Origin of the sequence: Sulfitobacter noctilucicola, from assembly GCF_000622385.1 — a bacterium.
Lineage (GTDB): Bacteria > Pseudomonadota > Alphaproteobacteria > Rhodobacterales > Rhodobacteraceae > Sulfitobacter > Sulfitobacter noctilucicola.
Genome location: NZ_JASD01000008.1, coordinates 2,135,618 through 2,148,954 on the forward strand (window position 1 = coordinate 2,135,618; position 13,337 = coordinate 2,148,954).

The following is a 13,337-nucleotide window of genomic DNA, read 5'->3' on the forward strand; positions in this document are numbered from 1 at the left end:
ATGAAGCGGGGGGCCAGCGACGACCTGATGAGGTATATCCAGTGACTGATCTAAAACACGAACACATTTTTCACGCCTATCCACAATCGCCCGTCGCAGAAAAAGTAAGGGTCGCGTTCGGCATCAAGGGACTGGCGTGGCGCAGCGTGGACATCCCGCGACTGCCGCCTAAGCCGATGCTGACGGCTCTGACCGGCGGCTATAGGCGTACCCCGGTGCTGCAGATCGGTGCCGACATTTACTGCGACAGCCAATGCATCATCCGTGAACTTGAGCGCCGCTTCCCGTTGCCATCCTTTTTCCCGACCAAGGACGAGGGCCTTATGTGGTGCCTGAGCAGATGGACCGACGGCACCTTGTTCGATCAGGTGGTGAGGCACGTATTAGGGGCCGCGGGTGATAATCTGGATAAGCACTTTGCGGCCGACCGGGGGCGGCTTTATTTGGGGGAAGACTGGGCTGCGGGGCTTAAAAAAGCGAATGCTGATTTGCCGCATCTGGTCTCACAACTACGCGCGCCACTGACATGGCTGAATGCGCAGATGGCTGATGGTCGCGCCTTCTTGCTAGGCAATGCACCGGCAGCAATTGATGCACAGATTTACCACGTGGTCTGGTTCTTGCGGGGGCGCTGGGCTGGTGGTCCGTCGTTCCTGTCAGAGTTTGCTGAGCTGGAGCGCTGGGAAGCGAACATTCAATCTATTGGCCACGGCACCTCAAGTAACATGAGTGCAGAGGACGCAATCACTGTGGCAAAGAAAGCTGAACCCCTCGCCATAGCTGGCGTGGCAGCGCATGATCCGCAAGGTCTAGAGGTCGGTCAGGAGGTCACGATCAGCCCTGATGTGAATGGCGGAGAACAACCTGTCGCGGGCAAACTTCGCTTTGCCGATGCACAGACGGTTGTAATCGATCGTACTGCCGAAGATGTCGGAAACGTTTGCGTTCACTTTCCACGCGCCGGCTACCGGGTCGATTTGAGTTAAGATGTTCTCAAACAGGTAAAACCATCGCAGCGGCAGCAAACACTTTGCCTCTGCTTCACGCGCCGGAAACCGATCAAGATTTGGCGGATCACTGGACTCTGCATGCTCTAGCCCAATATAAAACCCCATGAGCCTACCACCCGGATTTTTGGATGAACTGCGGACCCGATCCAGCCTGTCACAGGTTGTCGGGCGCAAGGTCATATGGGACCCGCGCAAGTCCAATCAGGGCAAGGGTGACATGTGGGCACCTTGCCCGTTTCATCAGGAAAAATCGGCCAGTTTCCACGTCGATGACCGAAAAGGCTTTTACTACTGCTTCGGGTGTCACGCCAAAGGTGACGCGATCTCGTTCGTGCGCGAAACCGAAAACGTAGGGTTTATGGAAGCGGTCGAGATTTTGGCCCGCGAGGCCGGTATGCCTGTGCCGAAACAAGACCCGCGCGCGCAAGAAAAAGCGGACAAGCGGACCGAGCTTGCCGATGTGACGGAACTTGCCGTGCGGTGGTTCCGATTGCAGCTGAAGACAGGTGCGGCCGAAGAAGCACGTGCCTATCTGGAGCGGCGGGGCCTGAATGAGGCAGCACTGGAGCGGTGGGAAATCGGCTTTGCGCCCGATACATGGCAGGGACTGTGGGACGCGCTGAAAGGCAAGAACATCAGCGATGAGCTGATCCTCGGGGCAGGGCTAGCAAAGCCATCGACCAAAGGCGGCAAACCCTACGACACGTTTCGCGGACGCATCATGTTTCCGATCCGTGATGCGCGGGGGCGTGCGATTGCTTTTGGGGGCCGCGCCATGGACCCGAACGACAACGCCAAATACCTCAATTCGCCCGAGACAGAGTTATTCGACAAAGGCCGTAGTCTTTACAACGTCAAAGAGGCGCGGACCGCCGCCGGCAAAGGGCAGACCCTTTTGGTGGCTGAGGGGTATATGGACGTCATCGCACTTCAGCAGGCGGGGTTCGAGGCGGCGGTTGCACCTTTGGGAACGGCGATCACAGAAAACCAGTTGCAGATGCTCTGGCGCATCGATCCGGAGCCGATAATCACGCTTGATGGCGATACAGCCGGACAACGGGCAGCATTGCGGCTGATCGATCTGGCGCTGCCCCTACTGGAGGCAGGCAAATCGCTTCGCTTTGCGATGATGCCCGAAGGACAGGATCCCGATGATCTGCTCAAATCTGCCGGTAAGGGCGCGTTTCAAAAGCTGATCGAAGCTGCGTTGCCGATGGTGCAACTGTTATGGCAGCGCGAAACCGAAGGTCGTGTGTTTGACAGCCCCGAACGTAAGGCGGCATTGGACAAAGCGCTGCGTGAAAAGATCATGCTGATTAAGGACCCCAGCATCCGCAGCCATTACGGTCAGGAAATCAAAGATCTGCGCTGGCAGTTATTCCGGCCGAAAAAGAGCGGCAGCACTCCGGTCGCGCGAGGCAAGGGAAAGTGGGACAAGACGCCGCCCTACAAAGCAAGCCCTGCCGCCAAGACGTCGGTCCTCGCCGCCGCGGGTGATCTGCGCGCCACGGAACATCTGCGCGAGGCTGTCATTCTGGCGGCGTTTGCGTCTTGTCCGCAGATTATCGAAGAGTTCGAGAGCGGCTTGGAAGGAATGACCTGCCATGATCCAGACCACCGCATTCTGCGTGATCTGATGCTGCGCCATGGGGCGCAGGACGCTGCGGTGTTGCGCGAAAAGATTTACAGCGCACTGGGGCCGGATGCTCTTGAAAACCTCATGTCACAACGCCACGTTGCCATCACACCTTGTATCCGCAATCCCGGCGATACCGAAATGGCCCGGCTGACTGTCGCCGAAGAACTGGCCAAATCGGAAGCTGCACGCGGGTTGGATGCCGAAATTGAAGAAGCGGTAGAAGATTTGAGCGGCGTAGCGGATGAGGGCGTAACCTGGCGATTGAGTGAGGCCGCTCGTGCTGCGGATCTGGCCACACGATCGGGTCAGGAAGACAAGGCGGAGTACCATGTTGGCGACAATGGTGCCCGCATCAGCAAGGACGAACGCAGCGCATGGGACACGCTGCTGGGGACGATAAAATTCAGCAAGGCCAAAGGCGACACGACTGATTCGTGATCTTTTGGCAGGCACTTTAGGAAAAAACAGGATATCGGGTTTAAGAATCATGCCGAAACCCGCATGATTCGGACAAACCGAATCACCTAACTGATTCGCGCTTTCGCGCTGGAGGGACTTTATATGGCGGCTAAAGACACCAACGAAGACAGCAAGCGCGAAGAAGGCGACAGCGGTCACTCGCTGGACATGAGCCAGGCGGCTGTCAAAAAGATGATCTCGGAGGCCCGCGAGAAGGGCTATATCACCTACGATCAGCTGAACACGGTTCTGCCACCTGATCAGGTGTCTTCCGAGCAAATCGAAGACGTGATGTCGATGTTGTCCGAAATGGGCATCAACATCATCGAGGACGAAGACGCCGAGGAAGAAGAAGCCAAGGGCGGCACCGACCTTACGACCACTGACAGCAACAAAGAAGTTACGCTGTCCAGCGGCACGGCCGAAAAGCTGGACCGTACCGACGACCCTGTGCGCATGTACCTGCGTGAAATGGGATCGGTCGAATTGCTGAGCCGTGAAGGCGAAATCGCGATTGCCAAGCGCATCGAGGCGGGCCGCAACACGATGATCGCGGGGCTATGTGAGAGCCCTCTGACATTCCAGGCGATTACAATCTGGCGCGACGAACTTTTGTCCGAGGACATTCTGCTGCGCGATGTCATCGACCTTGAAGCTACCTTTGGTGACCAGTTGGGCGAAGACGGGGAGACAACACCGGTTGTACCTGCCGTCGGCGCCACGACAGAGACGAAAGATACTGAAGGAAAGCAGGAACTGGATGCCGACGGCAATCCGATCAGCTCCACCGACGATGACGACGATGATGAAGACGAACAGGCCAACATGTCGCTCGCCGCGATGGAAGCTGCGCTGAAGCCGCAGGTTCTGGAAGCGTTGGATATCATTGCCGACGACTATGCGATGCTGAGCGAGATGCAGGACAGCCGTATCTCTGCCACGCTGAACGAAGACGACTCGTTCAGCAAAAAGCAGGAAGATAAATACCAGAAGCTGCGCTCCGAGATTGTGTTGCTGGTGAATGAGCTGCATCTGCACAACAACCGTATCGAAGCCCTGATCGACCAACTTTACGGCATCAACCGACGCATCATGCAGATTGACTCTGCGATGGTGAAACTGGCGGATCAGGCGCGTATCAACCGCAAGGAATTTGTAGACGCCTATCGTGGCTACGAGCTTGATCCCAACTGGATGGAGCGGATGGCCGAAAAGTCCGGTCGCGGCTGGCAGATGTTCATCGAGCGCTCCACCGACAAGGTCGAAGAGCTGCGTGCGGACATGGCACAGGTTGGCCAGTACGTTGGTCTGGATATCCCTGAATTCCGTCGCATCGTGCAGCAGGTCCAGAAGGGCGAGAAAGAAGCCCGTCAGGCCAAGAAAGAAATGGTCGAAGCGAACCTGCGTTTGGTGATCTCGATCGCCAAGAAGTACACCAACCGTGGTCTGCAATTCCTTGATCTTATTCAGGAAGGTAACATCGGCCTGATGAAAGCGGTCGATAAGTTCGAATACCGCCGCGGCTACAAGTTCTCGACCTATGCGACATGGTGGATCCGTCAGGCCATCACCCGTTCGATTGCCGATCAGGCGCGCACGATCCGTATTCCGGTGCATATGATCGAAACCATCAACAAGCTGGTGCGTACGGGTCGTCAGATGCTGCACGAAATCGGCCGCGAGCCGACGCCGGAAGAATTGGCAGAAAAGCTTCAGATGCCTTTGGAAAAGGTCCGCAAGGTGATGAAGATCGCCAAGGAACCGATTTCACTGGAAACGCCAATCGGCGACGAAGAAGACAGCCAGTTGGGCGATTTCATCGAGGACAAGAATGCCGTGCTGCCGTTGGACAGCGCCATTCAGGAAAACCTCAAGGAAACGACAACACGTGTTCTGGCTTCGCTCACGCCGCGTGAGGAACGTGTTCTGCGGATGCGTTTCGGTATCGGCATGAACACCGATCACACGCTTGAAGAAGTGGGGCAGCAGTTCAGCGTGACACGCGAACGTATCCGCCAGATTGAAGCGAAAGCGCTGCGCAAGCTCAAGCACCCGAGCCGTTCCCGCAAGTTGCGGTCGTTCCTCGACCAGTAACGCGCAGTGATGTGAACTATCCAGAAACCCGCGCATATCTGTGCGGGTTTTTGCATTTGTGTCAGCTCCCATATTCGAAGCACGTAGTTGTGATTTTGACCTTTGGGAGTGCGCACCTACCTTTTGAGCAAGCAGCAAAGGAATAAAATCATGCCAAAGATAATGAAATCTATCGCCGTGCTGACCGCGCTGTCTATGCCGGTCGCAGCAACAGCGCAGGTGTTCGAAGCGGTCAATGACCTGAAAGTTGTCAGGTTGAGTGCGACGGACTTTGATGTGATCGAAGAGCGCGGCAAAGGCGCAAGGGGCATCTGGTGCGCCGCAGCCGACTATGCCCGTGTGCAATACGGTGGAACGGGCCAGCAACGCATCTACGTGAAAACCCCGCGCGGTCCGTCTGCCAGTGCGCAGGGACGCAAAAGCGTAGTATTTACTTCCGACCCCGGCTCGCTCGGTGTGGCACCGACGCAATCTGTGTCTGTCACGGTGCGCACACCCGGCGTTGGGCTGACAGTCAACCACGCGATCCAGTTCTGCAAGGATCACCTGATTTACCGTGACGTTCTGATCCGCCCAAGACCGAACCACTAACGCCAGCCCATCGGCGGTTTTTCATTTAATGTCTGGCGGTGTAGAAACGTCAGACATTAATATCTGTCGGTGGGACCCAAACATGCAAACGATTTTTGAGCAGAGGACACAGGGGCAGGCGCTATACGAGATCACACGCCCTGTTGCCGAATGGGTCAGACCTCTTGGCGACGGGCTTCTGACCTTGATGATACGGCACACGTCTGCTTCTCTGCTCATACAAGAAAACGCCGACCCTGACGTGCAGCGTGATCTGATAAGCTATTTCGCACGGCTGGTCCCGTCTGCAAATGATCCTTCTCTGAACTACCTGCGCCACCGCGATGAAGGCCCCGATGATATGCCCGCTCATATCAAGGCCACGATGATGCCGGTGAGCCTTTCTATTCCCGTGGCAAATGGCGCTATGCGGCTAGGCACGTGGCAAGGTATTTACCTGTTCGAACATAGAAACGCACCGCACACCCGTCAGGTGGCGGCGCATTTCAGTCGTGATTAGCCCCGCTTCGCCTTAGCCCACCGGCATTAGGTGGATTTCACGAATTGATGCGTGTGCGGGCGCTTCCAGCGCATGCATCACCGCATTCGCCACATCGTCGGGCTGAAGCTTGTCGGGTTTTGCCTCATCAAAGAACGCGGTGTTGACCATCCCAGGCGACACAACCATGCAGCGTCCGCCCCATTCGGCCATCTCATCCGCCAGATTGCCTGCGAAGCCGTGAATGAACCACTTGGTTGAGCCATAGATGGACCCCTTCAGATGTCTGCGGCCGGCAAGGGAGCCGGTGACAACATATTGTCCTTTGGTCTTGCGCAGGTGTGGCAGGGCCGCATGCGCGGTATAGAGCGCACCCATGATGTTAAGATCGACCATCCCCTTCCAGTCTTCAGGGTCGCCATCTTCTGTGCCTGATTTTGATGTCCCACGGCCAGCATTAGCAAACACTGCATCCAGCCCGCCGAATTTATCCACCAGCTTTGCGATTGCGTCTTTCTGCGTGTCATAGTCGGTTGCATCGCCGGTCAGCACCAGCGCGTTGTCACCAATGTCGCTGGCGATCCGCTCTAGCTCGTCTGTGCTGCGTGCAAAAAGGCCGACGTTCCAGCCGGCTTTGGCTGCTGCTTTGGCGGTTGCTTCTCCGATGCCGCTTGATGCGCCGGTAATGAAAAGTGTCTTCGTCATGGGATACTCCTATTTGAATTCACGGCCTAACGCGGCGGATGGCGTTCAGGTTCAACTTTTGGATCATTTCCCTAGATGTTGCGCTGCATTTCGCCTCTACCCAAAACTCTGCGGACACCCTATAAGTTTTGGGAAACGGGCAGGTGTGCCCACTACAGATGCACGAAATTAACAGGGGGACTGCCGATGCGCTGCCCGTTTTGCGGAAATATCGACACGCAGGTGAAAGACTCTCGTCCCGCCGAGGATCACGTATCGATCCGACGGCGCAGGTTTTGCCCCGCATGCGGCGGCCGTTTCACCACGTATGAGCGGGTTCAACTGCGCGATCTGGTCGTGATCAAAACATCGGGAAAGCGCGAGGACTTTGATCGCGACAAGCTTGAGCGTTCCATCCGTATTTCCATGCAAAAACGCCCAATCGATCCGGAGCGGATTGACCAGATGATTAGTGGAATCGTGCGCCGGTTGGAAAGCATGGGCGAGACCGACATAGGGTCCAAGCAAATCGGCGAGATTGTCATGGAAGCCTTGGCTCGCATCGACACGGTTGCCTATGTGCGCTTTGCAAGTGTCTACAAGAATTTTCAGGCGGCGGATGATTTCGATAAGTTCGTTCAGGAATTGCGTCCCGATCAACCCAGCGACGAGTGAGCGACGACCGCTACATGATGCTGGCCCTGTCGCTGGGTCGGCGAGGGCAGGGGCGGGTTTGGCCCAACCCTGCGGTTGGCTGCGTGATCGTTGGCAATGGGCGCATTCTGGGCCGTGGCTGGACTCAAGATGGCGGCAGGCCTCACGCTGAAACGGAGGCTTTGGCGCAGGCAGGCGAGGCGGCGCGCGGGGCCGTGGCCTATGTCACGCTTGAGCCTTGTGCCCATCACGGCAAGACCCCTCCATGCGCACAGGCGTTGATTGATGCTGGCGTTGCACGTGTGGTCGTCGCGGTTGCAGACAGCGACACCCGCGTTGACGGCAAAGGGGTCGAAATGCTGCGTGCAGCGGGGATAGAGGTGACTGTCGGTGTCTGCGAAACCGAAGCCCGCGCTGATCATGCAGGGTTCTTCATTCGCAACGAGACAGGCAGACCATTTCTGACACTGAAACTTGCCACTTCTTTTGATGGCAGGATCGCCACGGGCAGCGGTGAAAGTCAGTGGATCACAGGCCCGGATGCCCGTCGTGCAGTCCATGCCATGCGCAGTCGGCACGACGCCGTTCTGGTGGGAGGCGGGACAGCCCGCAAGGATGATCCTAGCTTGACCGTCCGCGACATGGGCGTTGACCACCAGCCGGTTCGCGTTGTGGTTTCGCGCAGGCTGGACCTGCCCTTGATGGGTAAGCTTGCCCGCACGGCCAAAGAGATACCGCTGGTTTTGTGTCACGGCACGGATGCCGACGCGACGCTGGTCAACACTTGGCGCGATCTGGGGGCCGAGATGTTGACGTGTTCCGTGCGTGGTGCGCAGCTTGATCCGGTAGATATCCTGCGCCAGTTGGGCAGCTACGGTCTAACCCGTGTGTTCTGCGAGGGCGGCGGCGCATTGGCGGCGTCCTTGCTGGAAGCGGATCAGGTGGATGAATTGGTTGGTTTTACCGCAGGTCTTGTCATCGGAGCTGAAGGTTTGCCGGGGATCGGAGCGTTAGGTGTGTCCAAGCTCGCACAGGCACCGTCCTTTGATTTGAAATCAACGCAGGCTATGGGCAAGGATATCTTGCACATCTGGACGCGTCGCTAGGGCATTCATTTTCTCTTAATGGAGAAGAGTGGGCTATCCGCGGCGCCACAAATGCGACTGCGTGGCAAATAGCCCCTGTAGTTTCGACAAAAGCCGATTGCCTGTACCAAGGCGGGGTAAGTCGTCGTTGGCAAGCCGCTCAACAATCACTTCAACGGGGCAGGGCAGGCGGGTCTTGGGGTCGTGGTAGCGTGGGTAGTCGATGAGCGTAGCATGTACCAGCCCCTCCAGATCGAGCTGCGCCCTGCGGCGCGGCGGTACATCCCCAAGGTCTGTGGTCAGCCCCCATCCTGCGTAAAAGGGCACGCCAACCGTCGTCACGGCCACGCCGCGCAACAGCGCCTCAAAACCCAGAAGCGATGTCATGGTCCAGACTTCCTGCACAATCGGCAGCAGTGCTGCCGGGTCCGTGCGGTTCAACACCACATCGGCAAGTCCGTCGGTTTCGACATGACCCGCGCGCAGTCCGGCCTCAACGTCAGGATGGGGCTTGTAGAGAATAATGGCATCGGGACGCGCTGCACGCACGGTCTCCAGCAAAGCACGATTTGTTGTAACCCTGCCTGTGCCGGTTCTGATAGACGCGTCGTCCTCAACCTGTCCCGGTACAAGGATGCGGTGCCCTTTCGGCAGCTTTTCCAGATCGGTGGGCGGCACATCGGGGTTGTATTTGCTTAACCCTTTGGCAGTCAGCGCCTCTATCAGACGGGCGGCGCGCATTCGTTGGTCGGGGCGCAGATCAGCGCGCGCTTCGATCCATCTTTCCAACCGGCTGGGGCGGGAGGGATCGTAGTAAATGCCTAGATCATCACAAACGAGCGACAATGGCGGAACAAGTTCTGCGCCTAGGCCACGCGACCGAAGGAAACCGTCTTCGACCCGTACCGCGTCGCCGTGTCCGACCTGCGCCTTGCCTGCCCAAACCATCCATCTTTTGCCTGTGGCACGCGCACGGGCGGGGTCGTCTTCAAACACTACGGGTTTGTGTTGGCCAAAAAATTGCTGCAACGGTTTACGCTTCCACATGCGCATCGCTGATGCGGTCCAGCCCGCGTGGTCTTCGCGCCAGCAACGGGTCTGCGCTGCCAGTGTCTCAATCGCGTCCTCAAGCGTGCACAGCCGGTCGCGGTAGGGATCGTACCACTTGGGATACAAGATCATGGCCCCCGCAAACAGCTGTGGCCGCGTCAGAACGCGCTGGCGACGGGGGACCGGAAATTCGTCCGTGGTGAGGCCCCAACCGGCATAGAACGGTTGTCCAAAGATGCGCGGCTTGTGACCTGCAAAGATCGCTTCGAAACCAAGCTGCGACGAAACAGTGTAGACGCCAACAGCCCCTTCAAACAACGTCCACGGGCTTATCGGGTCGGTCATCAGGGTGATGCGGTCATTCGCATCCTCCGGCCCGAAATAACCGGCGCGGTGACCTTGAGCGGTTTCGGGATGTGTCTTGATGATAACGCGTGCGCCGGGGTGTTCTTCCTGCGCAAAGACCAGCATTTCGACAAAACGTGCGCGATCCGCGCCGGACGCGCGGACAGATGCATCGCCCTGCGTCTGGTCAATCACCAGCACATAGCCGGGATCAGGGGCAGGGGTGTCAGCCTCAAAGCCTGTATATTTACTTAGATGGGCCTCGGTTATGCGGGCGATGGCACCCCGGGCGCGGTTCAGAAGGGCGGTATCATCCAACGGATGCGTGGCCAGCAGCTCTTCCAGTTTAGAGACGGTGGAAGGATCGAAATGAACCCCCTTTTCGTCGATCAGCAACCCGAGCGGCGGCTCACCGCTGCGTCCGGGAAATAGGGAGCGAAGCGGCGCGTCCTCTATGCGGACCAGAGGGGCGGAATATTTGTCGGCAATGCCGCGACCACGGTGGGCGGTGGGTGAGTTGCCCCAGATGGCAACGGCATCACCTTCGCGGGGCAGTCCTACGTGCAATGAGTATCCCGAGAGCTGGAGAATGCGTCGCACACGCTTTTGGGTCAGGAAACCGCCATTATAGACGAAAAGCCGCCGGTCCTTTGCGAGACCGGCGGCTGGGGTATCATATGTTTCGGGCCCAAGAGCCAAGAGGATCAGCCGCCTGCAAGCGATGTCAGGCCAGATGCCGAGGTGGCAGTGCCTGTGATGGCCGAGATAACCTTGTTCCACTGGGTAAACGGCGCTTCGGTCACGTAAAGCGTATCGCCGTCACGGATCACAAAGTCGCGGGCCATGAACATACCGTTGGGTTGGGTGAGGTCCAGCACGTACACCATACGCTGTGCGCCTTGCAGGTCACTGCGGCCAAGAACCTGTGACGCAACTTCCTGCGGCTCGTTGCGGAAAACAAACACACCCGTGGGGTCGGCAGTTGCTGCGTTCAGGCCACCGACCTGCGCGATGCCTTCCAAAGCGGAAAGCGACTGCGATTCAAATGGCACCTGAGCCTGTCCACCAGTCGCACCCAATGCGGTGAAAGAGCGTGTGTCTTCCTCGACCAGAATGCGGTCTCCGGCGCGCAGGGCGATATCGAGCTGCGGATGATCGTACAAGTCCTGAAGCCAGATCTTGCCGCGCTGGGTGCCACGTATGACAGTAACTTGTGCGATTTCGGGAACAATCGTCACACCGCCAGCCTGCGCCAGCATGGTACCAAGCGTCCGTGTCGGACGCTCGATCGCATAGACGCCCTGACCGCCGACAGCACCGATAAGAGACACTGTGGAGCCGTCGCCCGCTGCGCGGCGTACTTCGACCTGCGGGTCGGGGGTCTGTTCGCCCAATTTGTTGGTGATGATGCGGCGGATTGCGTCAGGCGTGTTGCCTGCGGCTTTGATGCGGCCAGCATAAGGAATAAAGATAAAGCCCGCGCCGTCGACCTGTACTTCTTCAAGGGCGGTGGCGGGGGCACCTTCAACGCCCAGCAGCGGATCATCTACGTTCTCGTAAACGGTGATGCCCAGAACATCGCCTGCGCGGATGGTGTCCGAACCAAGCTGTGCGGCGTTCTTGAAAGCATCTGAGAAGCCGAGCGCAGGAACAACTGCGGTGGCACGGGTCACACGGTCATTCACCGCAACAACAAAGGCGTCGCCTTCTTTCTGTACGGATCCCGCATAAATCTGACGCTTGTTCGGGCCAACATGCGGCAAACCACATGACGATACCACGCCAAGCGCGGCGATGACTGCGATGGGACGTGCCCACCGAAAAGTTACGGATTTCACTGCCCGGTCTCCTCGACCTATTCAACTCTGCCTCAAGTATTCGCCGGTTTTCCGGCGTAATTGCGGCCACGCTAGCGCAGGATGGTTTGAAAATCCAGTACGTTGAGGCGCTTAGGTCAGGTGACAACGCGCAACTGTTGCCGTGGGGCCGCGGTGCCCGATTGCAGGGCATCATATGGGTCTTCAGGCGACAGCATCATATCAACGACCTGTCGCAGCAACTGCCGGCGTCCGCGTGACGAGTAAAAGCCGCCAGGAATCTGTGATGTTTCAAGCAGATAGCGACGATAGTCTTTATACGCTTTGTTGTCAGGACGCGCAGCGCCTGCAAAAAATTCCGGCAGCGACTGGTCAGACACAAACTCGGGCTGTGCATAGACTGCGCGGCCAAAGACCTTGAGCGGGATACCGCGCCAAAGCACCTGCTGACCGGCAGTAGAATTTACCGTTACAGCACTGCGGGCATCATTAAGAAGCTGCGCCAGCTTGCCGCCACGGACATAGTGGACACGGTCCGCGACACCAAGGCTGCGGGCCAGACGTTTCAGATCGCGGCGCACTGGCACGCGGCCATCTTCTAGCGGATGGGCTTTGACAACGAGATGGTGGTGGCGCGGTGCGCCTTCGGCGAAACCCTTGATCACCAGCTCAAGAAAGTCGGACATCGTAGCGAAGGGGGAATGCATCTGGAAAGAGCTGTCGTGCTCAAGCTGTAGCAGCGCCAGATGATAGGGGAAGCCGCCCAACCGGATGCGAAGCGTGGCAATCAAACGATCCGCTGCGAGCAAAGGCATGAGCAAAAGCCGCTTGATATAAAGCGCGAATTCTTTGGTGACGGGCAGACTGCGGTGCGGCTTGAAATTGCGATAGTCACCGTTTCGGAACATGACGAACCAATGATAGAGAGCACCGTAGAAGATGTGCTGGCGCATGTCGCCCCAGTGTCCGGGTGGCAGCGGTGCTTCCATATCCGATTGCGCGAGAGCCGTTTGCATTTGCGGGATGGTCATGTCCATCAACCGCGAATTGCCGTTGGAGCCGCCACGCTCGTATGTCACCCAGTAGGGGCGCATGTAACCTTCCTCAAACACATGTACCATGATGCCACGCCGCTTGGCCTCGGCGACGGCATCTGCGTGGATCGGGCGTGTATCCCCGTAAAGGACGATGTCGGTCACCTGTTTCTCGGCAATCAGCGCCTTGAACGTATCTGTCCAATCAGCCGCAGTGCCCCGATAGGGCAGATAACTGCTAGGATGAAACCAGAAGGCGCGGTCGCCCGCATTGAAACCGACACGCCACACATCTGCTCCGGCCAGCCGCAGCATTTTGCCCAGCCGGTGAAAGAAGGGTCCGTGCGGCCCTTGCAGGAACAGAAATACCCGTTTGTCGGGCGTCGTGGTGTTCATG

The 13,337-nt window shown here is 57.9% G+C and carries 11 protein-coding genes; 7 read left to right on the forward strand and 4 right to left on the reverse strand.

The genetic code is table 11. The annotated features are described in order from the left end of the window. The first annotated feature begins 41 nt into the window (after window positions 1-41). The 5 genes from Z946_RS0114090 to Z946_RS0114110 all read left to right on the forward strand — a co-directional run bounded on the left by Z946_RS0114090 (window position 42) and on the right by Z946_RS0114110 (window position 6,292). Complete coding sequence (locus Z946_RS0114090) at window positions 42-986, forward strand: glutathione S-transferase family protein (protein ID WP_025056372.1); 945 nt, start codon at window positions 42-44, stop codon at window positions 984-986. Between the two features lie 127 nt (window positions 987-1,113). Next, a complete protein-coding gene (gene dnaG, locus Z946_RS0114095; protein WP_025056373.1) occupies window positions 1,114-3,087 on the forward strand; it encodes a DNA primase in 1,974 nt (657 codons plus the stop codon). A 123-nt stretch (window positions 3,088-3,210) separates the two neighbouring features. Next, window positions 3,211-5,202, forward strand: a complete 1,992-nt coding sequence (gene rpoD, locus Z946_RS0114100; RefSeq protein WP_025056374.1) for an RNA polymerase sigma factor RpoD — start codon at window positions 3,211-3,213, stop codon at window positions 5,200-5,202. A gap of 150 nt (window positions 5,203-5,352) precedes the next feature. Further along, entirely contained in the window at window positions 5,353-5,793 is a 441-nt protein-coding gene (locus tag Z946_RS0114105; protein ID WP_241461337.1) for a hypothetical protein, read from the forward strand. 82 nt (window positions 5,794-5,875) lie between these two features. Further along, on the forward strand, window positions 5,876-6,292 hold the full coding sequence (locus Z946_RS0114110) for a secondary thiamine-phosphate synthase enzyme YjbQ (RefSeq protein ID WP_025056376.1): 417 nt from the start codon (window positions 5,876-5,878) through the stop codon (window positions 6,290-6,292). 12 nt (window positions 6,293-6,304) lie between these two features. Here Z946_RS0114110 and Z946_RS0114115 read toward each other — a convergent pair whose 3' ends face one another. Next, on the reverse strand, window positions 6,305-6,976 hold the full coding sequence (locus tag Z946_RS0114115; RefSeq protein ID WP_025056377.1) for an SDR family oxidoreductase: 672 nt from the start codon (window positions 6,974-6,976) through the stop codon (window positions 6,305-6,307). A 186-nt stretch (window positions 6,977-7,162) separates the two neighbouring features. Between Z946_RS0114115 and nrdR the strand changes: the two genes are divergently transcribed. Together nrdR and ribD are read left to right on the forward strand one after the other, a co-directional pair. Beyond that, a complete protein-coding gene (nrdR, locus tag Z946_RS0114120; protein WP_025056378.1) occupies window positions 7,163-7,630 on the forward strand; it encodes a transcriptional regulator NrdR in 468 nt (155 codons plus the stop codon). A 14-nt stretch (window positions 7,631-7,644) separates the two neighbouring features. Further along, a complete protein-coding gene (gene ribD / locus Z946_RS0114125; RefSeq protein WP_037969770.1) occupies window positions 7,645-8,715 on the forward strand; it encodes a bifunctional diaminohydroxyphosphoribosylaminopyrimidine deaminase/5-amino-6-(5-phosphoribosylamino)uracil reductase RibD in 1,071 nt (356 codons plus the stop codon). Between the two features lie 33 nt (window positions 8,716-8,748). Here ribD and Z946_RS0114130 read toward each other — a convergent pair whose 3' ends face one another. The 3 genes from Z946_RS0114130 to Z946_RS0114140 form a co-directional block, all read right to left on the reverse strand. Continuing rightward, a complete protein-coding gene (locus Z946_RS0114130; protein ID WP_025056380.1) occupies window positions 8,749-10,788 on the reverse strand; it encodes a capsular polysaccharide biosynthesis protein in 2,040 nt (679 codons plus the stop codon). A gap of 5 nt (window positions 10,789-10,793) precedes the next feature. Then, window positions 10,794-11,927 (reverse strand): polysaccharide biosynthesis/export family protein, encoded by a 1,134-nt coding sequence (locus tag Z946_RS0114135; protein ID WP_025056381.1) that lies wholly within the window; start codon window positions 11,925-11,927, stop codon window positions 10,794-10,796. A 116-nt stretch (window positions 11,928-12,043) separates the two neighbouring features. Next, window positions 12,044-13,336, reverse strand: coding sequence for a capsule biosynthesis protein (locus tag Z946_RS0114140; protein WP_025056382.1), 1,293 nt, complete (start codon window positions 13,334-13,336; stop codon window positions 12,044-12,046). Between the last annotated feature and the right edge of the window lies 1 nt (window position 13,337).